Consider the following 24,978-nt stretch of genomic DNA (forward strand, 5'->3'; position numbering starts at 1 on the left):
ATGAAAATTATGACTATTCTGGGCACCCGCCCGGAGATTATTCGTCTGTCCCGCGTAATGGCGGCCCTGGACAAGGTAGTGGACCACAAGATCGTTCATACCGGCCAAAACTACGATTACGAACTCAATGATGTGTTCTTTGAGGAGCTGGGTGTACGGCGTCCGGACCACTTTCTGAACGTGGATACCTCTTCTCTTGGTCGTAGCCTGGGTGAAATCCTGATCAAGACCGAGGAAGTGTTGCTTAAAGAACAGCCCGATGCAGTGCTGGTGTTGGGTGACACCAACAGTGCCACGGCCACCATCATGGCAAAACGCATGAAAATACCGGCCTACCATATGGAGGCAGGTAATCGCAGCTTTGACGCCAATGTGCCGGAGGAGATCAATCGTAAGTTGGTGGACCATCTGGCGGACTTCAATCTGGTCTACACAGAGCATGCCCGCCGTCACCTAATAAGCGAGGGGCTGTCTCATCGCTTCATTTATCTGACGGGCTCCCCAATGAGAGAGGTGCTGGAACACTCTCTGAATAAGATCAACCAGTCTGATGTGCTTGATAGATTAGGTTTGGACGAGAAACGCTTCTTTATTGTGAGTGTCCACCGTGAAGAGAACGTGGATAGCCGGGAAAATCTAACGCAAGTTGTTGAGGCTTTACAGGCGCTCCATGACGAGTTCGGATTCCCGGTGGTGGTCTCCACCCATCCCCGTACTCGTAATCGTCTGGAGAAGCTGGGTTTGGCGCAGGAGAGTGATGCCATTCGATTCCTGAAGCCTTTCGGTTTCTTCGACTATAACCGACTGCAGATGACCGCCTTCTGTGCCATTTCCGACAGCGGCACCATCAGTGAGGAATCCTCGATTCTCGATTTTCCTGCTGTAACCCTGCGTCGCTCCATTGAGCGCCCCGAGGCCTTGGATACCGGCTCTATCGCACTTACCGGTTTGGACAAGGAAGTATTGATTGAAGGGGTGAAGATTGCCACGGCTTCCCGTGATGTTTTCTCCGGAGTAGAACGGGAGATTCCCGAGGAATACAAGGTCAGAAACACCTCGGAGCGGGTGGTGCGCCTGATTACGGGTACGGCCAAACTGGCCGGCCATTGGAAAAATATGGATTCGTTCAGCCGGTATGATTGGAGCTGAGCGGCCGATGAGTTCTCCGGTTGTACCCCTGAAAGTTCTCGCGATTCATAGATACTATTGGCCGGATACGCCTCCTTACGCATCAATGCTGCGCTCCATTGTACGGCGATGGGTGGATGACGGGCATGAGGTCGATGTGTTGTCGTCACAGCCTTCTTATAAGGCAGCCCTGAATAACGAACGACAACCGAGCAAGCAGGATGTGGATGGCGCAACCGTCACCCGCATAGAACTGCCTCCTGAAGCTGGACGTCCAATAAGGCGAATTACCAATGCGCTGAAACTGGGGCTCTGTATCTTATGGCGTGTGGTTATCCAGAAACGATATGACGTTGTCATGGTTTCGACCTCGCCACCGGTCTTGGCAGGATGGTTTACCGCTTTGGCGGCACGCTTGAGCGGAGCACGGTTTATCTATCATTGCATGGATATTCATCCCGAAATTGGCAGGATATCGGGTGAGTTCAGTAATCCTCATGTGTTCGGGGTTTTAAAGAAGCTGGATGCTTGGGCTTGCCGTCAGGCTGCCCCGGTTGTTGTGCTCTCCGAGGACATGGCTCATAGCTTGGAGGCCAGAAACCCCAGCAAGGGGCCGGCAACAGAGGTGATCAATAATTTCAGCCTACCGTCCAATGACTCCGCTCAGGCCGCTTTACCATTTGTCTGGCCAGAAGAACCCTTCGTGATTCTTTTTGCTGGGAATATCGGACGTTTCCAGGGGCTTGAGACTCTGGTGCGAGTTATGGCGGACATCAAGCATCGGGAGGACATTTGCCTGTTGATGATGGGGGAGGGGACGGCGAAGGCATCACTGGAGCAGATGGTGGAATCGTTACAGGCTAATGTGCGCTTTGTTGGGCATCATCCAGTTGAGGTTGCCAAACAGGCTATGCGAAACGCCAGCGTAGGATTTGTCAGCCTAGTTCCTGAGCTATACAAGTATGCCTACCCAAGCAAGACAATAACCTATCTGGAACAAGGCTGTCCCGTTCTGCTTGCTGTGGAGACGCATAGTCAATTAGCAAGAGATATCGTGGGTAATCATGTCGGAGTAGCGGTTCCGGGTGGCGACGTCGATCAGCTTAAAGACGTCATTTTAAGGTTGGCGGACGAGGCCGATGACTTGAAAGTAATGAAGAAGAAGGCAGGGGAACTGGCCACGGTATACTCTGAAGCTCCTGTTTTGGATACCTGGTCTGCGTTGTTATCAGCAAAGGATGACAAGTAAGTATGGCATTCACCGATTTGGTAATTGTCGGAGCCCCAAGATCGGGCACTAACATGTTGAGAGATGTTTTGACGTCATTTCAGGGCATTGGAACCTGGCCTTGCGATGAAATCAACTATATCTGGCGGCACGGCAATGTGCGCTATCCCTCGGACGAAATTCCGGCGGATCGGGCGACCCCGGCTGTCTCCGCTTATATTCGCGCTCGTTTCCAAGACATTAGGCATGCTCAAAAGGCGGACATTGTTGTAGAGAAGACTTGCGCCAATTGCCTTAGAGTGCCGTTCGTGGACCGTATTTTGCCGGAAGCCAAGTACGTCTACATTTATCGGGATGGTATCGATGCCACTGGTTCGGCCAAGCTGAGATGGACTGCTAAGCTGGATATCCCTTACATCATGGAGAAGGTGCGTTTCGTGCCGGCGACGGACCTGCCGTATTATGGCTTTCGCTACCTATGGAGTCGGGTTTACCGGTTGTTCTCCAAGGAGAAACGGCTGGCTTTCTGGGGGCCGAAACTGGATGGCATGGATGAGATTCTAGAGAAGCACACATTGAACGAAGTGTGTGCCTTGCAGTGGCAGCGTTGTGTTGACAAGGCGGATCACGATTTGGGCCAGATCGATCCTGAGCGTGTTATTCGAGTGCGTTATGAGGACTTTGTGTCCAACCCGGCTCCGGAGCTGCAACGTATTCTCGAGTTTCTGGACTACAGCGTCTCGCTGGAACAGGTTCAGGCAGCAGTTAAAGGTGTGTCCAACGGCAGTCTAGGCAAGGGGCGTAAAGCCCTGGGAGATGAAGAGGTTGCGCGGCTGGAATCATTGACCGGAGAAACACTGAAACGATATGGATACCTCTAGGACCATGACGGATGTACCTGCGCTTTCGGTATCCCAGGCCCTTATCAAGCGGGCTTTTGATTTTCTGGTGGCTTTGTTTGGTCTGATCTGTACATGGTGGCTGATTGCCCTTGCTTTCCTGGCAGCTAGCTGGGATACCAGAAGTAGCGGTTTTTTCATTCAGCAGCGCGTGGGTAAGGATGGTCGCCTTTTCAGAGTGGTCAAGGTCAAAACCATGCGACCTGACAAGGTAACGACAACCACGGTGACCCGCTCCGGAGACCCACGTATTACACCTTTGGGGCGCTTCTTCAGAAAAACGAAGATCGACGAGTTGCCACAGCTGTGGAATGTTTTGCTGGGTGATATGAGTTTTGTGGGGCCTCGTCCGGACGTACCTGGATATGCCGACACTCTCACCGGCATAGAGCGTGCAGTCCTGTCCATCAGGCCGGGCATAACTGGGCCGGCTACTCTGAAGTATCGGGATGAAGAAGACATTCTGGCGGCTCAACCAGATCCTGAGCGATACAATCGTGAAGTCATTTATCCGGACAAAGTCCAAGTGAATCTGCAATACATCCGCGATTGGACGTTCTGGGGTGATATTCGTTATATCCTGCAAACCGTCTTTGGCTGAGCCTTTCATCGGCCGTTAACCACATCGTCCATGCTCTGATATTGTCGAGGGCTAAGTATGCTCAACGGACCTTTTCCCCCCTGGCCTTCCTTTACCCAGGAGGAAGCGGACGCGGTACAACGCGTGCTGCTGTCTAATAAAGTGAACTACTGGACCGGGCAGGAATGCCGGGAATTCGAGAGAGAATTCGCTGCCTTTGCCTGCACGGAATACGCCATTGCTGTGGCCAATGGCACTGTGGCGCTGGACCTGACGTTGCAAGGGCTGGGCATTGGGCCTGGCGATGAAGTAGTGGTGACGCCACGTACTTTCCTGGCTTCCGCCACCACGGTGATCAATGCCGGGGCAACACCGGTATTTGCCGACGTGGATCCGGATACTCAGAACATCACTGCTGAAACCGTAGCCAAGGTGATAACTCCGCGTACCAAAGCCGTTATCTGTGTGCACCTGGCCGGTTGGCCCAGCGATATGGATGCTATGATGGCTTTGGCGGCAGAGCACGGCTTCTATGTTATTGAAGACTGCGCGCAGGCCCATGGCGCTACCTGGAAAGGGCGCCCGGTGGGCGGCTTGGGCCATGTGGGCTGCTGGTCGTTCTGCCAGGACAAGATCATGACCACCGGTGGAGAGGGTGGCATGGTCACCGTGAATGATCGCGACCTCTGGTCCCGCATGTGGAGCTTCAAGGACCATGGCAAGAGCTGGAATGCGGTGTATGAGCGTGACCATCCACCGGGCTTCCGCTGGCTGCATGAGAGCGTGGGCACCAATTGGCGGATGATGGAAATGCAGGCGGCCATTGGGCGCGTTCAACTGAAGCGCATGCCGGAGTGGACCCGTCAGCGTCTGGCTCATTCCCAGGCCATTTGGCAAGCCGCCGGTGACATCCCGGCTTTGCGCGTGCCAAATATTCCCGCCGAAGTAGGGCATGCCGGTTACAAATGCTATGTATTTGTGCAGCCGGATAAACTGGCCGAGGGCTGGGACCGGGACCGTATCATGAACGAGATCGTTGCCCGTGGCGTGCCTTGCTTTTCCGGTTCATGTTCCGAAGTTTACCTGGAGAAGTGCTTCCAAGATCTTGGCTTGGGACCGAAAGAGCGTTTGCCTGTAGCGAAGGAACTGGGCGAAACCAGCCTGATGTTCCTGGTGCATCCCACCCTGGAGCAGGTACATATCGACAAGACATGCGAGACGATTCGGGCGGTGATGGCGGAAGCGTCGGTTTAGCGGTGGCGGCAGGATCTGTTAGAGCCAGATGGACTAGTCCTCCGCCTATTGGTGAATGTAAGGTGCAACGGCATAGGGTTCGCCAGCAGGGCTGGCGGCTCCTACAGCGGCTTTGTAGCAGAGGTGGGGCAACGTCTCGCTCACTAGCCGTGATTAGCTTGATATGCGTGGAGTCATGAATTGAGTCGTGTTCGCCGTTTATCGGCTGGTTTGCAAGGCCGTCTCCGCGGGGAGATGGGGCAGGCGCTGATACGCACCTTTATCGCTCGGGCCATAGCTGCTCTCGGGGCCTTGGCGCTTGCGCTGGTGATCGGACGTTTGTATGGCCCGGCGGGTGTTGGCGTTTACGCCCTGGCTCAGGGGCTTTTACTGGGGGCTGGACTGCTCTCCCGGACTGGAATGGATAACGCCTTGATGCGTTATGTGGGCCAGGATCATAGTTCGCCCTTTGTATTGCGCTATTTACGTTGGGCGGTAACCCGCTGTTTTATAATTAGCCTGGTGGCAGCGGCGATCCTGTGGGTTGGGCGCCCCTGGTTTGAAGCCCTTTTCGATGCCACGGGGCTGGCCGGTGTTTTGACGGGAATTGCCTTGGCGGTGCCCGCTTATGCGTTTGGCTTCCTGCTTTCCGGTTTTTTCAAGGGCATTCGCAAACCGGCCACCGCCTGTCTGTTGGAAAATGGTTCCGTGGCTCTGGTGGCCGGGGTGTTAATTCTGGTTTGGGAAAAAACAGGGAACAGCGCTGGTCTGACCATTATTGGTTACGCTTATGCGGTGGCGGCCTGGCTCGTGGCTTTGCAAGGTGGGTATCAGGTATGGCGCTGGTGCCGCCGACAACCTTGGTGGTCGAGACGCGCTGAGCAAGCGACGTCTTCAGAGGGCGCACCTGTTTCTTTAGCGCAGTTCACGGCAACCTCCCGCGCATTCTTCATGACGAATTTAGCCAGCTTTATGCAGCAAGTGCTAGGCGTGATGGTTGCCGGCTGGTTGTTGAGCAGCACAGATTTGGGGCTGTTCAAATCGTCTCAGCAGACCGCGACCTTGATCGGCTTTATTCTGATTGTCATCAACGCTATTTTCCCGCCTCGCTTTGCGTCGCTGTATCACCAAGGGCAAATCGCGGCTCTTGGGCGTTTGGCCCGTCAGGGGGCGCTATTGGGTGCTGTGGTTGCTGCGCCGCTCCTTTTGCTGTGCTTGGTCTTTCCGGGCTGGGTATTGAGTTGGTTTGGCGACGGCTTCCAGAATGGTGCACCGTTGTTACGGATGATCGCCCTGGCACAACTGGTGAATGTTTCTACGGGGTCCGTTGGCTTCCTGTTGAACATGACTGGACATGAGCGCCTGATGCGCAATATTGCCTTGATTTGCAATGCGCTTGGCTTGCTCGCCTTCTTCGTACTAATCCCTCCCTTCGGTGCTCTCGGCGCCGCTCTGGCGCTGGCTTTTGTCCTCGTGGTGCAAAATCTGGTGGCATTGTTGTTCGTTTGGCGCCGCTTGGGTATTTGGACTTTGCCGGGGCCCAATTTTCTGGTCCTCATGGGGATTAAGAGCTCCGTCGTGAGGTAGTTTGTTGAATGAATGGCGCGGTCTGCGGGCCGCACCTGTTGTGACCATGGTCTTTCTGTTCTTTCGGCCGTTTCGTGAACCTGTTCATGCGTTCGACAGGAACGGCCTTACTTTCCTTCTGTCCAATCACCGACGGATTCATTCGCCAGGTCTGGTTTGATAAACACTGGCCCTGATAAAGGAATACAGGTGATTATGGTTTCCTCTTGTCCCCCCGCGTCTGGGCCGGATCGTTTTTTCTCCGTGCTTTCCAGCCTTCTGCTTTTCGCCTTCCTCTCCCTGTTGATGACCTTCCGCTACAGCTATGCCGTGGTGCCTTTACTGGCCGGAGGCGTGGCCTTCTGTGGACTGGTGTTTGTATGGCTTCAACCGGGGCATTCGTTGCGGCTGGGCCGGGGAGATATTCTTTGCCTGGCTGTTCTTCTTCTCTTCTCTCTGCTTTGGCTGGCGGATGTGGGCCGAACTGGCAAGTGGCCGGTAGGTGAAGGTAACCAGGGTATTCTGCTGCCATTGTGGCCCATGCTGGCGGCCCTGGTGCTAATGGCCTGGCGGGCGTTTTCGCCGAAGGCTGGGTTTTGGTGGGCCGGGGTGGCGTTGGGGGCGTTGCTGGCCGGGGGCATCGCTTCCTATGAGCATTGGGTGCTGGGGCGCGGGCGGCCGGATAACGGGATGAACGCCATTCCCTTCGGTAATATTTCGTTGTTGTTGGCAACGCTATCGCTGGTGGGGCTGTTGGCGCGACTGGGGATGCGCCCTGTGAAGGGGGAGTGGTGGTTGCGTGGCTTCTACGCGCTGGCCGTCGGTGCCGGTTTGCTCGCCGCCGTGCTGTCGGGCACCCGAGGCAGTTGGATTGTTTTCCCCGCACTGATTTTGCTGGTGTTTGGTGTTTTCTGGCGGCAGTTACACCGCGGTGGCATGGTGGCCTTGGCGGTCTTGGTGGCGGTGGTGGTCCTGAGTGTGTCCTTCATGCCCAGGGCAGGAGTGACCCAGCGTGTGGCCCAGGCGGTGGAGAATCTGGAGGAATATACCGAAGGCGATACCTATTCCTCTCTGGGCATTCGCCTGGAAATGTGGCGGGCCGGTGCCCGCTTGTTCCGCGAGAAGCCCATTCTTGGTTGGGGGGAAGGGCGGTTGGAAGCGCGCCGTGACCAATGGGTGGCTGAGGGGCTTTACGATAAGGGCATCAGCCGTTACGACCAGCTCCACAACGACCTGATCGACACCGCCGCCCGCCGTGGCTTGGTGGGCCTGATTTCGTTATTGCTGCTGTACGGTGTACCGCTCGTCCTGTTCGCTAAACACTTTCGACGGCGTAAGGATGTTCAGGGGCAGGCGCTGGCCTTGTCCGGGGTGATCGTGGTGGTGGCGTTCATCGGTTTCGGGCTGACGCAGTCCCTATTGCGGGATGTGCGCGGGCTGTCCGGCTTTCTCGGGATGCTGACGGCGTGCTGGTGTTTGTTGAAGGCGACGCCGGAGGGTGGGAGAGAAGGGGCTCGGGCCTGAATTCGGAGCCGCTGTGGGAAGTTTGCCGGGCGGCGCTCCGCCTGCAAGCGAATCCTGGCACCGGAAGCCGCATTCGCCAGCAGGCTGGCTCCCACAGCGGTTTCGTAGTCGAGGTTTCTGTGGGTGCCAGCCTGCTTTAGATCGACCTTCCGGTCACGAGTGGTGATGAGCGTGTCAACGTGTTTAATCACAACTGTGCGAGGAATATCTCACTGCACTGCAGGGATACCCAGAGCATTCAAGGTGGCCGTTGTCATCAACCCATTGGCAGGTAGTGATTGACTGGTTTGAAACCGTTTTAGCGCTGCTTTTGTAGCGGGCCCAAGAAGCCCATCAATATCCCCGGAATATAGACGCCGGGATGTAAGTTCGATTTGCACACGCATGACCTGTAATTTGAGTTTCTCCTGGTAGCTCGAATCCGCCGTTGATCTGCTTCCTTGAGAGCTTGGGGTCAGTAAGCGGTTGGCCGTACCCGCCGACGACCCGGATGATGGGGCCACTTGGGGGGATGCGGGAGCATGGTAGGCAGGAGGAGGTGCTGAATAGGTGCTGCGTCCACTGGACCCGGAGTAATGGGATCGATGACTGGAGTGAGATCTGTGACTTGAGTGGGACCTATGGCTTGAGTGCGATCTATGGGCAGCGAACTGGTTCTCATGGTCGAAATTCAGTGGACGCAATGAAACTGGATCGAGGTTATCGAATGCACCGGGGGTGAGATACGGTGTGCCAACGGTGCTGAAGCCCGGCTTGGCGATAAGTGACCCCGCGCTGGCGATAAACAGGGTAAGAGATTTTATAAAGCGGCTCATTATAATGCCTCCTGGATGACTTTTATTTTTTTTGTGGGCTTCCAGCCGCGTTCATGCCATGAAAAGAAGCCCGAGCAGTCCGGTTGGGCTGTGCAAACTGAGCAATCGTCCATGTAAACGTTTTTCCAATCGGAGATACTTTTATGTGCGTGTGGTCGGAGCTCCTCGGGAAGGGCGCATAATGGGGTGTTCATGAAGAGGAAGGGCACTGCATGGCGCTGCAAAATACGACCAGAGCTCATTAAGGCTGGCCACCAGTTTGTCAGGTCGGTCTCGCATTGCTCGCGGTTCGCCAACGCGAATCCTATGGACTCGCAGGCCATCAAGGCAACTTCTCTTACAAAAGGCAGGTTTCGTCCTATAAAAAGTGCGAGCTCAGGGAGAATATTCAAAACCTGAGGAATGAGTACTATACGCAGCTGTATCGGTTGACGGAGAGCTTGCAGGTTAAGGATGCCTTGTAACGTGTCTTCGAATGCACCAGGGGATTGAACGACGAAATCATGCAGAAAGTCCGCATGTCCATATATGGGGACAAGCCAGGATACCGGAGGGCTGCCTTCGCTCAGTATCTTGCACAGGGGAAAGTCCTTTAGCAGGCGTGCATTGGTAAGAACTTCCAGTTCCGTGGTTGGATGGTGGATGGCTACCCAGTCAATTACGTTTCTTAACTTCTCCCGCAATAATGTCGGCTCTCCTCCACTAAATCCCAATACCGCCGGAGAGGCCTTCATGTGACGTATCACCTCCATGGCTTCTTCCACCATCCAATCGTCATTATGTGTGGTTGGCGGTTGTGAGCACATGAGACAATAGCTATTACAACGGTTGGTAAGTTGTAGTGAGTGATGTCGGTCCCCGTCCCGTATGAGCACGATGGCCTTGCGCGATTGTGTCAGTGCTACGACATCTCCGGGTTTGCAGCCTGCCGTTTTTAGCCATGCGATATTGGGTAGCCCCCGCCGGTGAAGAGCATCGACGGCTTCTTGGTCCTTGTCGTCATCAAGGAGAACCAGAAACCGCAAATCATCCCGCCATTGGTTCGCAATCTCCTTTGGGGCAATGACTCTCCATACCCCCGGGGCAGCCCACTCTGAACATTGAACGGTGGTTTTGCGCATGTCTTATTCTCCTACACTATCTGGTTGCGCCCAGGAGTAGTAGAGATCCAGGAGGTTATCGTCGGCTTGGCGTATGCGCCGATAAAAAAGATCAAAGAGCCAAAGGTGTCGCTGACAATGCTCGGTGCTGGATGCTGGGGCGTACAGGTCATGTAGTTGCGCCTGAGCATCCACGGGATTGGGTGAGCAGAAGGGGTTGTACACGCAAGTCCGGCAGTCACGGGAGTGTTCGATCAGGCTGGCTTGAATCAGCGATTGCTGGATAGGACTCTCTTGGAGCTTGGCAAGGGATGTTCCTATCTTTCCGAGTCTTAATGATGTGTCTCCGGTTTCCGCAAGCATCCGAGCTTCATCGCTGGGGTAAACATAACCATCATAGTTGTAAACAAGAACGCTGGAACCTGCTCCGGTGGGACTTTGTAGGTCCACATAGCCATTATCAAAGGGGGATAGAATCTTGTTCAAGATTATGGATGCATAGACTTCTCTGAGATAGACACCTCGCCGATTCCACTCGATGATGCGGTCTAGTGCCCGCTCATAGAACATCTGGAATTGATTCAGTGTATATCCCAATCGCGTTTGATTTCTCTTGGCGAATCCATAAAGACTCAATGGTCTTAAGAATATCTCTGGGAGCTGCTGATAGGCGTACTCATCCACAATGACCTCTGGGTGTTTCAAGGATATTTGGGCCGTTGTCATGAGTGCAGAGACGCTGTCTTTCCCGATATGCTGCCGTGCCAAGCCGATTCCCCGTATGGTTTTCTGATATGAATCACGTGTTGGGGTCGGTCTGTTTTGGTTATGAAGGGAGGCAGGGCCGTCCAGACTTGTAGACAGGTAAACCTGGTGTTGTTTGAAGAAGTCACACATGTCTTCGTTTAACTGATGTAAGGTCGAAGCAACCACGAAACGTATGGACCGCTTCTCTACCTCGTTTCTCGCCACTATCCGTAATATGGCGGCCTGAACCAAGTCATATCTGAGCAGAGGATCTCCCCCTTGAAACTCGATGGTCAGCGCTGGTGCGTTGCTGTCGAAGATACTGTCGCAGGCAGCGTAGAGATCATTTAAAGGCATGGTGTGGCCATTATCTTCAAGAGCCCGACTTACTTGACAGTATTGACAAGAGTGGGCGCATTGTAGCGTTGGCACAATGATGTGGAGACTTGGTCCAGTCTTCAGTGTCTCGTGTCGGGCTGAACGGCGCGCAGCCAAAAGACGGGCGCTACCCAGACTCTCTGGCTCTGAGCGTAAGAAAAAGCGGGATTTGAGGGCCGCCTGCGTTGATAAAGGCAGGGATTGCGGATCTCCAGCGCGTAGAGATTCGGCTTCTGCATCATCCAAAAAGATATGGTCGCCTGACGAACTCACGGCGAGCCAATGTTCCCCAAGGCACCGTAAATTATATGGTAATAGTGATGAAGAGTAGGTCATCGCAATTCTCTCGACTCTTATTATGAACTGGTCTGCCGATTGCGTATTGCTCTGATGATAAGGGTTGGTAGCCCTCTACACCCCCAATGTTGTGACTAATATCACATTTTGGGGTCCTGTAGTAGTAGGTTTGCATACTGGGGTATGGTGCCCAAAGAAGCCCATGGTGTTTTCGCCCGCAATCTGTGCCGCCGCAAGGACATTCAGGGCAGAGCCCTGGCGGTGTCCGAAGTGATCGTGGTGGTGGCGTTCATCGGCTTCGGGCTGACCCAGTCTCTGTTGCGGGATGTGCGCGGGCTGTCCGGCTTTCTCGGGATGCTGACGGCGTGCTGGTGTTTGTTGAAGGCAACGCCGGAGGGTGCGAGAGAAGGGACTCAGGCCTGAGTGCGGAGCCGCTGTGGGAAGCTTGCCTGCAAGCGAATCCTGACACCGGAGGCCGTATTCGCCAGCAGGCTGGCTCCCACAGCGGCTTCGTAGTTGAGGTTTCTGTGGGAGCCAGCCTGCTGGCAAGCTATGCGACTCGCATTTCCACATACTTGCCAAGCTCGGCGAAGGCTGCCTCAAAGGTTTCCAGTTTACTGCTGTGGAGTGGATTGAGGCATGTGCACGTGGAGGCGCCGGGCCTGATATGATCAAATACTAAATCGAAGAACAATCTCCAGTCGCGATACCGTTGTTTCATCGTGACGGAAGCTATTTCCATCTGCTATTGCAGGATACAAAGGGGGGGCTGTGAACTTTTCCATACTCGTTAATATCCTTGGCGTCGTGATTGCGCTTGCGGCTTGTTTGATGAGCTACCGGCTTGGCCGGCGGTCGGAATTCGCCGTCGCGGAGTGGATGCGGGAAGTGCGTTCCTGGGCCGAGAAGGCGATTGGGGAGCTTTCACACGCGACCTATGCCGTTATGGACGAGGAGTGTACGGCACAAGACAGGCATTCCTTTGCCCGCAATATCTCAGCTTTGGTGGAGGTGGGGCGGTTCTATTTCCCAAATCAAAGCGTGGACTACGGCAGGAACAAGCCACTTGCGTACCAGGGGCTCCGGCATGCTGCCCTGGACCCTTTGGTGGCCGCGGTTCGGGTGCTTAATAAGGGTACGGATAGCGAGGTTGATGTGTCTCGGGTTTTATATGAACTGCGCCGGGAGTTCGTGTCGCTCGTATTCAACGTACTCGGACCGGCCCATCACAATCGGATGATCGGACGTATGATCCGGGAGAGCCACCTTTCTCGTCGCAATGATTCAACGGTTGGAGGGCTGGTTCCGTCAGACGATTCGGTGCCGCCAGGCGCGGATTATCTTCTGCGTTCGATTATTGGGAGGCTGCGTTCGGAAGAGGACGGCGCATAGCGGTGCCGGCAGCGCTGGATGGTGGCTTCCCGCTACTTTTCGCCAGGGCTTAAGCACTGGACATCGCGATCCACGGACCACGATACTGCGCGAGCCTCCCACCGATTGATCTCCTACAAAGTGACGGCAACGGCTTACACCAACTGCCGCTCCGGCTGACATCCCCACCTTTCTCTCCGCGCCATAGTGTTCTTGGAACCCTTGGGTAGGTTATCCGGCTGTTTATTGAAAGAGCCGCCGGAGGTTGGGAGAGAAGGGACGGTTGGCTGGCCGCGGCAGGAGGTAGCGACGCCACGGATTAATGTGTTACCTTGTATTTAATATGTAACACATGGGAGGAATGTCATGAGCGATGCTACCTTCACCTTTCGGGTCGATGAAGGTCTGAAAGCGGAATTCGCCAGTGCGGCCAAAGCTCACGACCGCACTGGGGCCCAGCTTCTGCGCGACTTCATGCGTGACTATGTGGCGCGGCAGCAGAAAGCACAGGATTACGACGACTGGCTGATTACCAAGGTGGAGCAATCACGAGCCTCGGCGGAAGCAGGGAACCTCATCCCTGACGCTGATGTTGAGGCCAGGTTTGCTGCCCGCCGTGCCGCAACTCGCGCTCGCTTGGCGAAGGCGAAGTGATGGAGCTGGTTTGGACGCCAGAGGCAATACAGGACCGTGATGACATTTACGATTACATAGAGTCGGAAAATCCGCTGGCGGCCTTGAGGCTTGATGCGTTGTTTTCCGACAAGGCCGCGTTGCTGTTGGATCATCCCGACGGCGGGCGGCCTGGCCGTGCTCCAGGTACTCAAGAGTTGGTCGTCCATCCCAGTTACATGTTTGTATATGAAGTCGTGGAAGGCCAGGTTCGTGTGCTGAACGTCGTGCATACAGCGCGCCTGTGGCCGCCTGATCAAGAGTAGAAGGCTTCGTAGCTCACACTGTGGGAAGCTGCCTTGGCCGCGATGGAGTTCATCGCTGCCCACTGGGCGTCGTATTTATCTTGCTGCTCCAGCAGCATCCGCATAGCCCGCTCCCGGAACTCTGGGGGGTATCTCATTGGTTTGCTCATTGCTCCATCCTCTCAAGGTTTGGAGCCTCCGACAAAACCGGGGCGATTCACCTCGGCGGCGATTATCCATCCTGGCAAAGAGCAGGAGGATTTCTTTTCCGGCTATTCCATGCCGCGCATTCTTAAAGCCTACTCTCGGGAGCAGTTTACTTTCGTGTCCCAGTTTGTGCGATTGAGTATGCCGATGGGTGAGGCTGGAAGAGTGGGAGGGCAAGTCACAGGGCAAGTCGCCAAGCTCATTGCGGTGTTGCAAGTGCCAATGAGCCGTAAGGAGATGATGAATACCCTTGGGCTTCGAGGTCGTGATAATTTTGAAAAACTCTACCTCCGCCCAGCATTGTCGGAAGGCTATATTGAATACACCCTGCCAGACAAACCCAATAGCCGCTTGCAGCAATACCGCTTAACGGAAAAAGGCCGCGCTGCATTGGCATCCTCTAAACCAAACTGATTCCGAACAACATTTTGAGTACATCATGCTGAAACCCGCTCAGGTGCCCCTCATTCAGTTCAACGGTGGTGTCTTTGATACGGTCGCGGGCTGACGCAGTCCCTGTTGCGGGACGTGCGCGGGTTGTCCGGCTTTCTCGGGGTGCTGACGGCGTGCTGGTGTTTGTTGAAGGCGACGCCGGAGGGTGGGGGAGAAGGGGCTCGGGCCTGAATTCGGAGCCGCTGTGGGAGGCTTGCCGGGCGGCGCTCCGCTTGCAAGCGAATCCTGGCACCGGAAGCCGCATTCGCCAGCGGGCTGGCTCCCACAGGAACCTCAACTACGAAGCCCCTGTGGGAGCTGCCCGGGCGGCGCTCCGCTTGGCAGCGAATTATTTTCCCTGCCGTTGGCAATTCGCTTGCAAGCAAGCCTCCCACAGCGGCTCCGTGGCGTAATCCGTGGGAGCCAGCCTGCTGGCGAATGCGGCTTCCGGTGCTGGGGCAGTTGGAACGCTCCGGCTAGGCGGCGGCGTCGCTCATCAGGCTTTCATAGGGAATTCTCAGACCGTGATGGAGACGCCGGATCATATTCAGGCTGAGCCCTCTTTTCCGGTTCAAGACTTCGGAAACCCGGCCACTGGAACCTATGTAGGGCTCCAAGTCCTGGTTGGTAAGCCCTAATTGTTCCATTCGGAATTTAATGGCTTCAATTGGATCGGATGGGCCGATGGGGTAGTGCTCATCCTCGTACTTCTCGATCAGAATGGACAGTACCTCCAGCTCATCGGCTTCCTCCGAGCCTTCTTCGGCGGTCCACAGCTGCTCCATGCGAGCAAAGGCGCGCTCCAGATCGGCGTCGGTATGGATCGGCTGAATATTCATCATATTGTCTCCGCATCAACCTCATCATACTGAGCGTGGGTACCAATGAAGCGTACCCAGGCAATCTGTTTGTCATACCGGATCGCAACGATCACCCGGTATTTGTTCCCCCCTATATTGAAGGCCACACGCCCTCCTTTAAGAATGCTGGCTGTGGCGATGTCGGCCTTCAGCTCATTCGGGGTAGCCCATGTCGCTTTTAGCAGCATGTTGTACCACTCGATGAGAGGCGTTTGAGCGTCGCTGTGCCCCGGCTGTTCCCAAAACGCCTTTACCGTCCGTTTGGCGATGACTCTCATCATTCCTCCCTTTTTGGGAGAAAATACGCCCTCCCATATTGGGAGTCAAGTGAACTGCCTGGACGCTTCAGAACTTCGCCTGCCCGGGCAGCCACAGCACCAGTTGCGGGAACAGGGAAATCAGCACCACCACCACCAGCATCACCGCCACGAAGGGCAGGGCGCCGCGCAGGATGTGGCCCCATTGCATGCCCGGTGGTGCCACGCCCTTGAAGTAGAACAGGCTGCCGCCCACCGGCGGGGTCAGGAAGGCGGTTTGCAGCATCACCGCCACGCAGGTGATCACCCACAGCGGGTCCAGATCGTATTGCCGGATCAGCGGCAGGAAGATCGGGAACAGGATCAGCACGATGGCGATCCAGTCGATGAAGGCGCCGAGGACGAACGTCAGCACCATGATCACCAGGTAGACGCCCCATTTGTTCAGGTTCAGATGGCTGACGAAATCGACGATGATCTGGTCGCCGTCCATGCTGTGGAACAGGGCGGTGAAGCACACCGCGCCGACAATGGTGACCATCGCCATGGCGGTGATCTTGGCGGTTTCCTGCACCGATTCCTTGAGCATGGTGAGGCTGAAGCGGCCGTAGGCGATGGTCATCAGCAGAGCGACGAAGGCGCCGACGCCGGAGGCTTCGGTGGGGGTGGCCCAGCCGGAGAAGATCGAGCCGAGCACCGCCGCCACCAGAATCACCGGTGGCACCAGATTGACCAGCGCGCCGCTGATGCGTTTGCCAACCGGCATGGCGGCGGCTTCTTCCGGGCTGAGCGCGGGGCCGCGTTCCGGGTAGCGCCAGCACAGCCCCAGCACGTACAGCACGTAGCATAGCGACAACAGCAGCCCTGGCACGATGGCGGCCAGGAACAGCTTGCCCACCGACAGCTCCGCTTCATTGCCCATGACGATCAGCATGATGCTGGGCGGGATCAGTACGCCCAGGGTGCCGCCGGCGGTGATCACCCCGGCGGAGATTTCCTTGCGGTAGCCGTATTTTTCCAGCACCGGGGCGGCCAGCAGCCCCATGGTGACCACCGAGGCGCCGACGATGCCGGTGGTGGCGGCGAAGATGGTGGAGACCACGATCACCGCCACCGCCAGTCCGCCGCGGACCGGGCCCAGCAGGTAGCGCAGTGATTCGAACAGACCTTCCGCCACCGCCGATCGTGACAGGAAGTTGGCCATCAGGGTGAACAGCGGGATCGCCACCAGGGTGTAGTTGTTCATGGTGGAGAACACGGCGCTGACAAAAATGTCGATGATGCCGGTGCCCCAGCTGGTGAGACCGAACAGCATGGCGATACCGCCGAACACGAAGGCGATCGGGTGGCCGGTGGCGATGCCCAGCAGCAGTGCGGCGAACATGCCGGCGATGATCCAGACTTCATTCATGTTGCGCCTCCGGCTGGTCGCCGCCTTCGATCAGTACCAGAAGGTGTTTGAGGGTTTCCGAGAGGCCTTGCAGCGCCAGCAGGGCGAAGCAGACCGGAATCACCGCCTTGAACGGATACAGAAGTGGCGCGAAGGCGGTGTTGCTGGTTTCGCCCATGGACCAGGAATACTCGGTGAAGGCGATGCCGTGGGCCGCCACGGTGATCACGAACGGGAAGAACAGCACCAGGTAGCTGACGATGCTGAGCAGCGCCTGCGCGCGCGGGCCCAGGTGCTCGTAGAGCAGGTCCACGGAGACGATGCTGCGATGCAACAGGGCATAGGCGGCCACGATCATGAAGTGGAAGCCGAACAGCATGGTGATGGTCTCGAAGGCCCAGATGCCGGGGGCGTTGAAGACCCGGCGGCTGACCACTTCGAACACGGTGACCAGCATCATCGCCAGCACCGACCAGGCGCCGATGCGGCCAACCCAGTCGCTGATGCCGTCGAGAATACGGATAAGGTGGCGTATGGCCTGCATGATCAATCCAGCCGGTAGCCGTTGAGTTCATTGGTGCCGAAGCTCCAGGGGCCCTGCATGCGGCGGTAGGGCGCGTAGGCTTTGAGGTAGGCTTGCTGGCTTTCCAGCACTTCCTGGAAGTCCGGGTTCTTGGCGGCGATGTCGCGTACCGCTTTGTTGACGATGCCTTCGATGGTTTTCAGATCTTCGTCGGGCATTTGGTTGACCTCGATGCCGTACTCGTCCTCGAAGCGGTGCGCGGCGACACCGTCCACATAGTTGCGGACGGCGGTGGAGCGGGCCATGATCGCTTCGCTGGCGGTGGCGACGATGTGTTGCAGGTCCTCGGGCAGTTCGTTCCAGGCGTCCTTGTTGATGGCGATACCATAGACCGCCGCGCTCTGGTGCCAGCCCGGGGTGGACCAGTATTTGGTGACGTCCTGCAGGTGCAGGATTTCGTCGGAATCCGGGCCGCCCACTTCGCCGGCGTCCACCACGCCCCGTTGCAAGGCTTCATAAACGTCATAGACGCCGATGGATACCGGCGAGGCGCCGAGCTCGGTCATTACCCGGGTCTGGATCAGGCCGGCGATGCGCACCTTGAGTCCTTTGTAATCTTCCAGGCCGCGGATCGGCACGTTGGAGCGGATGCCGGATTCGGTGCTCAGAGTGGTGATCGGGAAGTAGACGGTGTTGAATTTGCCGTAGATGCGATTGTATTGCTCCAGGCCGCCGGCGGCGTAGATCCACTGAAAGAAATCGTAGCCGCTGAAGCCCATTACGTGGGAGCCAAGCAGATCGAAGGCGGTGTTCTTGCCGGACCAGTAGTTGGGCCAGTCGCCACCGGCTTGCACGGTGCCTTTGCTGACGGTGTCGAGTACCTGGGTCGGGCTCACCAATTGGCCCTGGGAATACCGCTTGATCTTCAAACGGCCGTTGCTGAGCTGGTCCACCAGGTCGACGAATTCCTGCTCGTATTCGCCGGAGCGGGAGGTGTCGCTCCAGGTGCTGACCATTTTCCAGGTGAAGGTTTCTTGGGAGGTTGCTGTGCTCTTCTCGGTGTTGGTATCGGCGGCATCACCGGCTTCGCTGGAGCAGCCGGCCAGGGTGAACAGGGTGAGTGCGGTGATGCCGATCAGCATTGTTTTGATGGGATTCATGGAACGCTCCTGGATTTGTTTTAGGAATGGCGTTGGTTGATTCGCTTTGTTCTGCCTACGAAGCCGCTGTGGGAGACTTGCTTGCAAGCGAATCGCCAACGGCAGGAAAGCAATTCGCTGCCAAGGCAGCTTCCCACAGCGGCTTCGATTAACTCGTCGTGGGCACCCACTGCAAAAAGCAGACACCGCTGTCCTCGTCGTGCTGAAAGTGCGCTTTCACACGCACGCCGCATTGGATCTTCTCCACGTCTGCGCCGAAGGCGTTACCGAGCAGTCTTAAGCCGTTTTCCAGTTCGGCGACGACGATGGCGTAGGGGAGATGCTCCTTGAACCAGGGATGGGGCGCGCGGTACACCACGGAGTAGGTGTAGACCACCGCCTGATCAGGCATGACCGGCCAGTGGAAACGGTCGCCGTGGCACTGTTTGCACAGGTCCCGGGGCGGCCATTGCAACTGACCGCAGGCGTCGCATTGTTGTACCCGCAGTTGCTGCTCTTTCAGGCCCTGGAAGTGCGGCTGATAGAGTGGATCCTCGATGTCGGGCTGGGGGCGTTGAACGGGGTTACCCATGGTGTCCTCGCTGGGTCCTGTGACCATTAGTTGTGCAGGATGGCGATGGCGCCGTCGCCGAAATCGCCATAGCCGGTGACCAGGCCGAGATGGGCGCCGGCCACCTGGGCCTGGCCAGCGTCGCCGCGCAGTTGGCGCACCGCCTCCACCACATGGTTCATGCCGGAGATATGCGCCTGGGAGAGCAAGCCGCCGTGGGTGTTCAGCGGTAATTCTCCGCCCAGGGCGATGCGGCCGTTGGCGACGAAGTCCGGCGCCTCGCCGCGCTGGCAGAAGCCGATTTCCTCCAGTTGCCGCAGCACGATGAAGGTGAAGCAGTCATAGATCTCGGCGAAATCCAGTTCGTCCAGGCGGATGCCGGCGATGTCCAGCGCCCGCGGTGCCGCCTTGCCGATGCCCATGCCGAGAATGTCCGGGCGATTGCTGAGATCGTCCGGGGAATCGGGATGGCCTTCGGCGGTGGCCGCCACGTACACCGGCGGCTTGCCACCGGCGCGGCGCGCGGCGTCGGCGCGGGTGACCAGAATGGCGGCGGCGCCGTCGGTTTCCAGGCACACATCCAGCAGCTTGAACGGCGTTACCAGCATCGGGGAGGCGTCGTAGTCCTCCCGGCTCATGGGCCGATCACGGAACCAGGCGCGCGGATTGAGGTGGGCGTGACGGCGGGTGTTCAAGGCCACCGTGGCCATCCCTTCGCGGCTGGCGTTGGTTTCATGGAACCAGCGGTTGGCGTGCAGGCTGTACCACTGCATCGGCGCGATCATGCCGTAGGGGTATTCCAGGTTGCGGCGGATGTCGTCGCCGGGCCACACCACCCGGGGGCCGGAGTCGGTGGCACCCAGGCGCATGCTGCTGTAAGCGTTGCGGCCGGCGCTGACCAGCACCCGTTCGGCGATGCCCGAGGCCACCGCGTGGCAGGCCAGGTGCAACCCGGCCACCGGGCTGGCGCCACCGATCTTGATGTGGGCGTGGAACTTCAGATCGGTGATGCCCAGGCCGGCGACGAAGTCCTCGTTGGTGCCCACCCGTGAGGTCATCACCAGGCCATCCACCGCGCTGCTTTCGATACCGGCGTCGGCGCAGGCTTTCAGCGAGGCTTCCATCAGCAGTTGCAGGCCGCTTTTGTCGGTGCCCCGGGTGTATTCGGTTTCGCCAATGCCGGCGATGGCGGCGGTGTCCGGTCGATAGCGGCTCATGACGCGGCCCCGGTGTTCAGACCCAGTTTATCCATGGCCAGGGTGCGCAGTGCCGGCTTATCGAACTTGCCGGTGAGGGTGATCGGCCATTCTTCCCGCGTTACCGCCACCAGGTGTTTGGGTATCTTGAAGCCGGCGATGCGTTCCTTGCAGAAGGCTTTCAGGGTTTCCAGTTCCAAATCCTTGCCGGGGTGGGTTTCCACCACCGCGGTAACGGCTTCGCCCCAGCGGTCGTCGGGAACGCCGACCACTTGCACGGTGGCAATATGCGGGTGCTGTTCCAGGAACATTTCCACTTCCCGCTGCGACACATTCTCGCCGCCGGTTTTCACCATCTGCTTGAAACGGCCCCGGTAGTAGACGTTGCCACCGGCGTCTTTCCAGCCGTAGTCGCCGGTGTGGAAGAAGCCTTCGTCGTCCATGCTCTCGGCGGTTTGCTTCGGCATCTTGTAGTAGCCGAGGAACAGCGACCAGCCGCGCACGCAGATTTCTCCGGGCTCGTCGGCGGCGCATTCGCGGCCGGTTTCCGGGTGCACGATTTTTACTTCGCAGCCGGGGAAAGGGCGGCCGTTACTGTTCTTGCGCACGACCTCGTCGTTTTCTTCCGGCGGCACCGCCACCGAGGTGCCTTCGGTAAAGCCGTAATGGTGGGTGACCGAGGTGTGGCCAAAGCCCAGCTCGCGAACTTTGTCGTACCACTCGGGACCGCAGGCCAGCATGATGCGGTCGACCTTGCTGACGTCGGTATCGGCGAAGTCCGGGTGCGCCGACATGGCCCGGTAGTGGGTGTCGAAGCCGCCCATGCAGGTGATGCCTTCCTCGCGGATCAGCTTCAGGGCGTGGCCCGCTTCGAAGTAGTCCATCAGCACCGTGGTGGCGCCGAACAAGGCGTTGCCCAGGGTGGTATAGATGCAGCCGCCGACATGGTAGAAGGGCGACATGCCGAGCTGGCGGTCACCGGGTTTCATGCGAAAGGTGGATTGATAAAGATGACCGGCGATGGCGACGTTGCTGCCGTGGCTGCGCAACGCCGGTTTCGGGAAGGCGGTGCTGCCGGAGGTGAACAGAATATAGGACGGTGCGCTGGGGGAGAGCCGGGCGAACCAGGCTTCCACTTCCGATGGCCGCACGTGGGCGCCGGAGCGCATGACGTCGTTGAAGTCGAAACAGCCATCGTGGGTGCTGCCCGCCGGGCTCAGTGTCACCACGGTTTTCAGATGGGGGAAGCGTTGGCTGTGCAGGAAGCCCGGCGCGGCGGCGACCCGTTCCGGCAGCAGTTCGGAGAACAGGGCCAGATAGTCCACGTCGCGGAATTCGTCCATGGTCACCAGCGCCTTGACGTCGGCGCAGCGCAGCACGTGTTCCAGTTCCTGGCGGCGGAAGGTCACGTTGATCGGCACGATCACCGCTCCCAGCAGGCTGATGGCGTAGGACAGATAGAACCATTCCGGCCGGCCGCCGATCAGGGTGGCCACGTGATCGCCGGGCCCGATACCCAGGTTGCTCAGTCCCTTGGCCAACGCGCAGGCCCGTTGGTATTGCTGTGCGAAGGTGATCGATTCTCCGTGATAACGCAGCGCGACACCGTCCGGCCATTGCTCGGCCGCGTCCCGGGCCACGTCGGGAATGGTTTTGTGCAACAGAGACGGCTCGCTGGCCATGATCGGTTCTCCTTGTTGGCGAGGAAGGGCAGGCTCGACTGACCGGTCAGCCTAGAACGGGCGACACTCCTGTTCTTGCGTCAACTGGCTAGACGTATGCGGGTGAGGTGGCTGGCTCCCACAGAGGAGCTACCAAGCTTCCCACATCGGCTTCGTAGCCCTCTCCGTGGGAAACGATTAAGGTAGCAACCACTCCAAGCATCCAGGACGCGTACAAAGGAGAAGGAATCAAGATGGCGACGGTATTGGTCACCGGTGGTGCCGGTTATATCGGCTCTCACACGGTATTGCTGCTGTTGGAAGCGGGCCACCGGGTGGTGGTGGTGGATAACTTCAGCAACAGCAGCGCCGAATCGCTGCGCCGGGTGGAAGCTCTGGCGGGCAAAAGCGTGGCGCTGGTGGAAGGGGACATCCGTGACGGCGGGCTCATGGAGCAGGTGTTGCGGGATCACCAGGTGGAAGCGGTGGTGCATTTCGCCGGCCTGAAGGCGGTGGGCGAGTCCGTGGCTCAACCGCTGCGTTATTACGATTGCAACGTGGTGGGTACGATTCGCCTGCTGGAGGCGATGGAGAAGACTGGCGTTCGCCGCTTGGTGTTCAGCTCTTCCGCCACCGTCTACGGTGATCCCGCCACGGTGCCGATCCGCGAGGATTTCCCGCTCAGCGCCACCAATCCCTATGGCGCCACCAAGCTCCACATCGAGGACATGCTGCGCGATCTTTATCGCGCCGAGCCGTCCTGGGGGTTGGCGTTGCTGCGTTATTTCAACCCGGTGGGGGCGCACGAGAGCGGTCGTATCGGCGAGGATCCCAACGGCGAGCCGAATAATCTGATGCCTTATATTGCCCAGGTGGCGGTGGGCAAGCGTGAAAAACTGCGTGTTTTCGGAGGTGATTACAACACGCCGGATGGCACTGGCGTGCGGGATTACATCCATGTCATGGATCTGGCTCAGGGCCATCTGGCGGCGCTGGAGGCGCTGACCGGTCCGGGGCTGATCACCACCAATCTGGGCACCGGCCAGGGTTACAGTGTGCTGGATATGGTGCGGGCCTTTGCCCGCGCCAGCGGTCGCGATATTCCCTACGACATCGTCGAGCGCCGGCCCGGTGACGTGGCGGTGTGCTATGCGGACCCGACTCACGCGGAACAGGTACTGGGCTGGAAAGCCACCCGTGGCGTGGACGCCATGTGCGCGGACCATTGGCGCTGGCAGGAGAGTAATCCCGAGGGGTATCGCTAGGCGCCGTCCCGACGCTTTGTAGGCTTTTTGCGGGAGCTTGCCTGCAAGCGAATTGTTGCGGTGATTGGAGACAAGACCATTCGCCAGCAGGCTGGCTCCCACAGAGGCGCTACAGAGCAGCAGCAATGTAATCCCGCTGGCGTGTGGTGCGGGTCGGTGATACAAGGAAAGGACGCTTTGACCAGACCAAGGAGGTTGCCATGACGCGTTCATTGGGGATTCTGGGAGCCGGGGGGCACGGCAAAGTCATCGCCGATACCGCCATTGCGTCCGGGTGGCGCAAAATCGCTTTTTACGATGACGCCTGGCCCAGGAAGCAGACCAATGGGCGCTGGCAGGTTTCTGGTCGCAGTGGCGAGCTGCTGGAGGAACTCGGCGCCATGGATTCGGTGACCGTCGGTATCGGGCGCAATAATGTCCGCTTGCAGAAACTGTCGGAACTGCTGGAGTCGGGGGCGACCCTGGCGACCATCGTTCATCCCCATGCGTCGGTGAGCCGGTTCGCGGAGATGGGCGCGGGCAGCGTGGTGTTCGCCAGCGCCGTGGTCAACGTGGATTGCGTACTGGGCATGGGCTGCATCGTCAATACCGGGGCCACGGTGGACCGGGATTGCCGGCTGGCCGCTTGTGTCCATGTCTGCCCCGGCGTGCATCTGGCCAGTGATGTGACCGTGGGGGAGGGCAGCTTCATTGGCATTGGCGCGGTGGTGAAGGAGGGGGTCACCATTGGCGCTAACGTGGTGGTGGGCGCGGGGGCCGTGGTGCTGCACGATGTGCCCGACGGCGTCACCATCATGGGTGTGCCGGCGCGATAAGGAGCCCGTTTTCCCCCGATGACTCTGGACACTTTTCAATGGGCCAAGGTCGTGGCCTCCTTGGCGATGCCGGTGTCGCCGGTATTGCTGCTTCTGATCTGCGGCACGGTGTTGCTTTGGTGGGGCCGGGCGCGCCGTTGGGCGCTGGCCATGGTCACCATGGGCACGGTGCTGCTGTTACTGTTCACCATGCCGGGCACCGCCCGCTGGCTCGGCGGCTCTCTTGAACACGCCTATCCGCCACTGACCACGCCGCCGCCGGCATCCTGGGTGGTGGTGCTCGGCGGGGGCGCTCTGGATGATCCTGCGTTGCCGCCGCCTTCCCGATTACGACCCCATTCCCTGGCCCGGCTGGCCGAAGGGGTGCGCCAGTTTCAACTGCAACCCTCGGCCAGGCTGATCGTATCCGGAGGCGCCCCGGACGCTGCTCCGGACACCGTGACCTCGGCGGATGCCATGGCGGAGGTAGCGATGGCCTGGGGCGTGCCGGAGGAAGCGATCTGGCGCTCCCCGGATGCGCTGAATACGGAACAGGAAGCCCGGGCGGTGGCCCGCTGGGTGCCGCCGGAAGAGCGAGTGATCCTGGTGACGTCGGCGCTGCACATGCCGAGGGCGTTGGCGCTGTTTCGCCAGCATGGCATTGATGCGGTGCCGGCGCCGGCCGGGCCCTACTGGACCCCGGGGCTGGGGCGGGCGCACTGGGGGGACCGTTTGCCAGGGGCGGAGCCGCTCTATGTGCTGGAACTGAGCTGGTGGGAGAGGCTGGGTGCCTGGTGGCAGGGGGACACGCGGTAGTAACTGCAGCTTTCCACAGACAGGACTACGAAGCCGCTGTGGGAGCCCGCCCTGTCCGTGGGAGCTTGCCTGCAAGCGAATCTG

General features: G+C 58.3%; 26 protein-coding genes. 15 read left to right on the forward strand and 11 right to left on the reverse strand.

The features are described from left to right. The 7 genes from wecB to RYH70_RS08235 all read left to right on the forward strand — a co-directional run bounded on the left by wecB (window position 1) and on the right by RYH70_RS08235 (window position 8,158). Window positions 1-1,149, forward strand: coding sequence for a non-hydrolyzing UDP-N-acetylglucosamine 2-epimerase (gene wecB / locus RYH70_RS08205; RefSeq protein WP_317010035.1), 1,149 nt, complete (start codon window positions 1-3; stop codon window positions 1,147-1,149). A 7-nt stretch (window positions 1,150-1,156) separates the two neighbouring features. After that, a complete protein-coding gene (locus tag RYH70_RS08210) occupies window positions 1,157-2,377 on the forward strand; it encodes a glycosyltransferase family 4 protein (protein ID WP_317010036.1) in 1,221 nt (406 codons plus the stop codon). 2 nt (window positions 2,378-2,379) lie between these two features. Further along, a complete protein-coding gene (locus tag RYH70_RS08215; protein WP_317010037.1) occupies window positions 2,380-3,237 on the forward strand; it encodes a sulfotransferase family protein in 858 nt (285 codons plus the stop codon). A gap of 4 nt (window positions 3,238-3,241) precedes the next feature. Beyond that, window positions 3,242-3,856, forward strand: a complete 615-nt coding sequence (locus RYH70_RS08220; protein ID WP_317010038.1) for a sugar transferase — start codon at window positions 3,242-3,244, stop codon at window positions 3,854-3,856. 57 nt (window positions 3,857-3,913) lie between these two features. Further along, on the forward strand, window positions 3,914-5,089 hold the full coding sequence (locus RYH70_RS08225; protein ID WP_317010039.1) for a DegT/DnrJ/EryC1/StrS family aminotransferase: 1,176 nt from the start codon (window positions 3,914-3,916) through the stop codon (window positions 5,087-5,089). A gap of 180 nt (window positions 5,090-5,269) precedes the next feature. Then, window positions 5,270-6,655, forward strand: coding sequence for a lipopolysaccharide biosynthesis protein (locus RYH70_RS08230; RefSeq protein ID WP_317010040.1), 1,386 nt, complete (start codon window positions 5,270-5,272; stop codon window positions 6,653-6,655). A 243-nt stretch (window positions 6,656-6,898) separates the two neighbouring features. Next, window positions 6,899-8,158 carry an O-antigen ligase family protein gene (locus RYH70_RS08235; RefSeq protein ID WP_317010041.1) on the forward strand — a complete coding sequence of 420 codons (1,260 nt, stop codon included), beginning with the start codon at window positions 6,899-6,901 and terminating at the stop codon, window positions 8,156-8,158. A 209-nt stretch (window positions 8,159-8,367) separates the two neighbouring features. Here RYH70_RS08235 and hxsA read toward each other — a convergent pair whose 3' ends face one another. From hxsA to hxsB, 3 genes are read right to left on the reverse strand one after another with little or no spacing between them, the layout of a single operon-like run. Further along, window positions 8,368-8,973 (reverse strand): His-Xaa-Ser repeat protein HxsA, encoded by a 606-nt coding sequence (hxsA, locus tag RYH70_RS08240; protein ID WP_317010042.1) that lies wholly within the window; start codon window positions 8,971-8,973, stop codon window positions 8,368-8,370. After that, window positions 8,973-10,094: a His-Xaa-Ser system radical SAM maturase HxsC gene (gene hxsC, locus RYH70_RS08245; protein WP_317010043.1), complete on the reverse strand. Its 1,122-nt coding sequence runs from the start codon at window positions 10,092-10,094 to the stop codon at window positions 8,973-8,975. Before hxsC ends, hxsA begins: the two co-directional genes overlap by 1 nt. A gap of 3 nt (window positions 10,095-10,097) precedes the next feature. After that, complete coding sequence (gene hxsB, locus RYH70_RS08250) at window positions 10,098-11,534, reverse strand: His-Xaa-Ser system radical SAM maturase HxsB (protein ID WP_317010044.1); 1,437 nt, start codon at window positions 11,532-11,534, stop codon at window positions 10,098-10,100. 144 nt (window positions 11,535-11,678) lie between these two features. On the opposite strand from hxsB, the gene RYH70_RS08255 reads away from it, so the two are divergent. The 5 genes from RYH70_RS08255 to RYH70_RS08275 all read left to right on the forward strand — a co-directional run bounded on the left by RYH70_RS08255 (window position 11,679) and on the right by RYH70_RS08275 (window position 14,404). Then, a complete protein-coding gene (locus RYH70_RS08255; protein ID WP_317010045.1) occupies window positions 11,679-11,918 on the forward strand; it encodes a hypothetical protein in 240 nt (79 codons plus the stop codon). A gap of 348 nt (window positions 11,919-12,266) precedes the next feature. Next, window positions 12,267-12,887, forward strand: a complete 621-nt coding sequence (locus RYH70_RS08260) for a hypothetical protein (RefSeq protein ID WP_317010046.1) — start codon at window positions 12,267-12,269, stop codon at window positions 12,885-12,887. Between the two features lie 345 nt (window positions 12,888-13,232). Beyond that, entirely contained in the window at window positions 13,233-13,520 is a 288-nt protein-coding gene (locus tag RYH70_RS08265; protein ID WP_022997497.1) for a CopG family ribbon-helix-helix protein, read from the forward strand. Continuing rightward, window positions 13,520-13,804, forward strand: coding sequence for a type II toxin-antitoxin system RelE/ParE family toxin (locus tag RYH70_RS08270; RefSeq protein WP_022997496.1), 285 nt, complete (start codon window positions 13,520-13,522; stop codon window positions 13,802-13,804). The genes RYH70_RS08265 and RYH70_RS08270 overlap by 1 nt, the downstream gene beginning before the upstream one ends. A 42-nt stretch (window positions 13,805-13,846) precedes the next feature. Then, window positions 13,847-14,404: a Fic family protein gene (locus tag RYH70_RS08275; protein WP_394356130.1), complete on the forward strand. Its 558-nt coding sequence runs from the start codon at window positions 13,847-13,849 to the stop codon at window positions 14,402-14,404. Between the two features lie 494 nt (window positions 14,405-14,898). On the opposite strand, the gene RYH70_RS08280 is transcribed toward RYH70_RS08275, so the two are convergent. The 8 genes from RYH70_RS08280 to RYH70_RS08315 form a co-directional block, all read right to left on the reverse strand. After that, window positions 14,899-15,264 (reverse strand): helix-turn-helix domain-containing protein, encoded by a 366-nt coding sequence (locus tag RYH70_RS08280; protein ID WP_022997494.1) that lies wholly within the window; start codon window positions 15,262-15,264, stop codon window positions 14,899-14,901. Further along, the gene (locus RYH70_RS08285; RefSeq protein WP_258954074.1) at window positions 15,261-15,563 is read right to left on the reverse strand and encodes a type II toxin-antitoxin system HigB family toxin; all 303 of its coding nucleotides are present in this window, start codon (window positions 15,561-15,563) and stop codon (window positions 15,261-15,263) included. Before RYH70_RS08285 ends, RYH70_RS08280 begins: the two co-directional genes overlap by 4 nt. Before the next feature lie 64 nt (window positions 15,564-15,627). Then, window positions 15,628-16,950 (reverse strand): TRAP transporter large permease, encoded by a 1,323-nt coding sequence (locus RYH70_RS08290; RefSeq protein ID WP_055100611.1) that lies wholly within the window; start codon window positions 16,948-16,950, stop codon window positions 15,628-15,630. Further along, a complete protein-coding gene (locus RYH70_RS08295) occupies window positions 16,943-17,473 on the reverse strand; it encodes a TRAP transporter small permease subunit (protein WP_317010047.1) in 531 nt (176 codons plus the stop codon). The genes RYH70_RS08290 and RYH70_RS08295 overlap by 8 nt, the downstream gene beginning before the upstream one ends. A 2-nt stretch (window positions 17,474-17,475) precedes the next feature. Next, the gene (locus RYH70_RS08300; RefSeq protein ID WP_317010048.1) at window positions 17,476-18,612 is read right to left on the reverse strand and encodes a type 2 periplasmic-binding domain-containing protein; all 1,137 of its coding nucleotides are present in this window, start codon (window positions 18,610-18,612) and stop codon (window positions 17,476-17,478) included. A gap of 148 nt (window positions 18,613-18,760) precedes the next feature. Further along, window positions 18,761-19,183: a Zn-ribbon domain-containing OB-fold protein gene (locus RYH70_RS08305; protein WP_317010049.1), complete on the reverse strand. Its 423-nt coding sequence runs from the start codon at window positions 19,181-19,183 to the stop codon at window positions 18,761-18,763. Window positions 19,184-19,209: 26 nt separating this feature from the next. Next, window positions 19,210-20,379 carry a thiolase C-terminal domain-containing protein gene (locus RYH70_RS08310; RefSeq protein ID WP_317010050.1) on the reverse strand — a complete coding sequence of 390 codons (1,170 nt, stop codon included), beginning with the start codon at window positions 20,377-20,379 and terminating at the stop codon, window positions 19,210-19,212. Next, window positions 20,376-22,040: an AMP-binding protein gene (locus RYH70_RS08315; RefSeq protein ID WP_317010051.1), complete on the reverse strand. Its 1,665-nt coding sequence runs from the start codon at window positions 22,038-22,040 to the stop codon at window positions 20,376-20,378. Before RYH70_RS08315 ends, RYH70_RS08310 begins: the two co-directional genes overlap by 4 nt. Before the next feature lie 233 nt (window positions 22,041-22,273). Between RYH70_RS08315 and galE the strand changes: the two genes are divergently transcribed. The 3 genes from galE to RYH70_RS08330 all read left to right on the forward strand — a co-directional run bounded on the left by galE (window position 22,274) and on the right by RYH70_RS08330 (window position 24,894). Further along, complete coding sequence (gene galE, locus RYH70_RS08320) at window positions 22,274-23,284, forward strand: UDP-glucose 4-epimerase GalE (RefSeq protein ID WP_026950035.1); 1,011 nt, start codon at window positions 22,274-22,276, stop codon at window positions 23,282-23,284. Between the two features lie 200 nt (window positions 23,285-23,484). Further along, window positions 23,485-24,099: an acetyltransferase gene (locus RYH70_RS08325; protein WP_022997485.1), complete on the forward strand. Its 615-nt coding sequence runs from the start codon at window positions 23,485-23,487 to the stop codon at window positions 24,097-24,099. Window positions 24,100-24,117: 18 nt separating this feature from the next. Next, entirely contained in the window at window positions 24,118-24,894 is a 777-nt protein-coding gene (locus RYH70_RS08330; protein WP_317010052.1) for an ElyC/SanA/YdcF family protein, read from the forward strand. Window positions 24,895-24,978: the final 84 nt, after the last annotated feature.

Origin of the sequence: Alloalcanivorax xenomutans (assembly GCF_032810065.1) — a bacterium.
Classification (GTDB): Bacteria; Pseudomonadota; Gammaproteobacteria; order Pseudomonadales; family Alcanivoracaceae; genus Alloalcanivorax; species Alloalcanivorax xenomutans.

Coding starts and splice junctions, on each gene's coding strand:
- wecB (WP_317010035.1), top strand. CDS start 1: ATGAAAATTATGACTATTCTGGGCACCCGCCCGGAGATTATTCGTCTG.
- RYH70_RS08210 (WP_317010036.1), top strand. CDS start 1,157: ATGAGTTCTCCGGTTGTACCCCTGAAAGTTCTCGCGATTCATAGATAC.
- RYH70_RS08215 (WP_317010037.1), top strand. CDS start 2,380: ATGGCATTCACCGATTTGGTAATTGTCGGAGCCCCAAGATCGGGCACT.
- RYH70_RS08220 (WP_317010038.1), top strand. CDS start 3,242: ATGACGGATGTACCTGCGCTTTCGGTATCCCAGGCCCTTATCAAGCGG.
- RYH70_RS08225 (WP_317010039.1), top strand. CDS start 3,914: ATGCTCAACGGACCTTTTCCCCCCTGGCCTTCCTTTACCCAGGAGGAA.
- hxsA (WP_317010042.1), bottom strand. CDS start 8,973: ATGAGCCGCTTTATAAAATCTCTTACCCTGTTTATCGCCAGCGCGGGG.
- hxsC (WP_317010043.1), bottom strand. CDS start 10,094: ATGCGCAAAACCACCGTTCAATGTTCAGAGTGGGCTGCCCCGGGGGTA.
- hxsB (WP_317010044.1), bottom strand. CDS start 11,534: ATGACCTACTCTTCATCACTATTACCATATAATTTACGGTGCCTTGGG.
- RYH70_RS08255 (WP_317010045.1), top strand. CDS start 11,679: ATGGTGCCCAAAGAAGCCCATGGTGTTTTCGCCCGCAATCTGTGCCGC.
- RYH70_RS08265 (WP_022997497.1), top strand. CDS start 13,233: ATGAGCGATGCTACCTTCACCTTTCGGGTCGATGAAGGTCTGAAAGCG.
- RYH70_RS08270 (WP_022997496.1), top strand. CDS start 13,520: ATGGAGCTGGTTTGGACGCCAGAGGCAATACAGGACCGTGATGACATT.
- RYH70_RS08275 (WP_394356130.1), top strand. CDS start 13,847: ATGGAGTTCATCGCTGCCCACTGGGCGTCGTATTTATCTTGCTGCTCC.
- RYH70_RS08280 (WP_022997494.1), bottom strand. CDS start 15,264: ATGATGAATATTCAGCCGATCCATACCGACGCCGATCTGGAGCGCGCC.
- RYH70_RS08285 (WP_258954074.1), bottom strand. CDS start 15,563: ATGATGAGAGTCATCGCCAAACGGACGGTAAAGGCGTTTTGGGAACAG.
- RYH70_RS08290 (WP_055100611.1), bottom strand. CDS start 16,950: ATGAATGAAGTCTGGATCATCGCCGGCATGTTCGCCGCACTGCTGCTG.
- RYH70_RS08295 (WP_317010047.1), bottom strand. CDS start 17,473: ATGCAGGCCATACGCCACCTTATCCGTATTCTCGACGGCATCAGCGAC.
- RYH70_RS08300 (WP_317010048.1), bottom strand. CDS start 18,612: ATGAATCCCATCAAAACAATGCTGATCGGCATCACCGCACTCACCCTG.
- RYH70_RS08305 (WP_317010049.1), bottom strand. CDS start 19,183: ATGGGTAACCCCGTTCAACGCCCCCAGCCCGACATCGAGGATCCACTC.
- RYH70_RS08310 (WP_317010050.1), bottom strand. CDS start 20,379: ATGAGCCGCTATCGACCGGACACCGCCGCCATCGCCGGCATTGGCGAA.
- RYH70_RS08315 (WP_317010051.1), bottom strand. CDS start 22,040: ATGGCCAGCGAGCCGTCTCTGTTGCACAAAACCATTCCCGACGTGGCC.
- galE (WP_026950035.1), top strand. CDS start 22,274: ATGGCGACGGTATTGGTCACCGGTGGTGCCGGTTATATCGGCTCTCAC.
- RYH70_RS08325 (WP_022997485.1), top strand. CDS start 23,485: ATGACGCGTTCATTGGGGATTCTGGGAGCCGGGGGGCACGGCAAAGTC.
- RYH70_RS08330 (WP_317010052.1), top strand. CDS start 24,118: ATGACTCTGGACACTTTTCAATGGGCCAAGGTCGTGGCCTCCTTGGCG.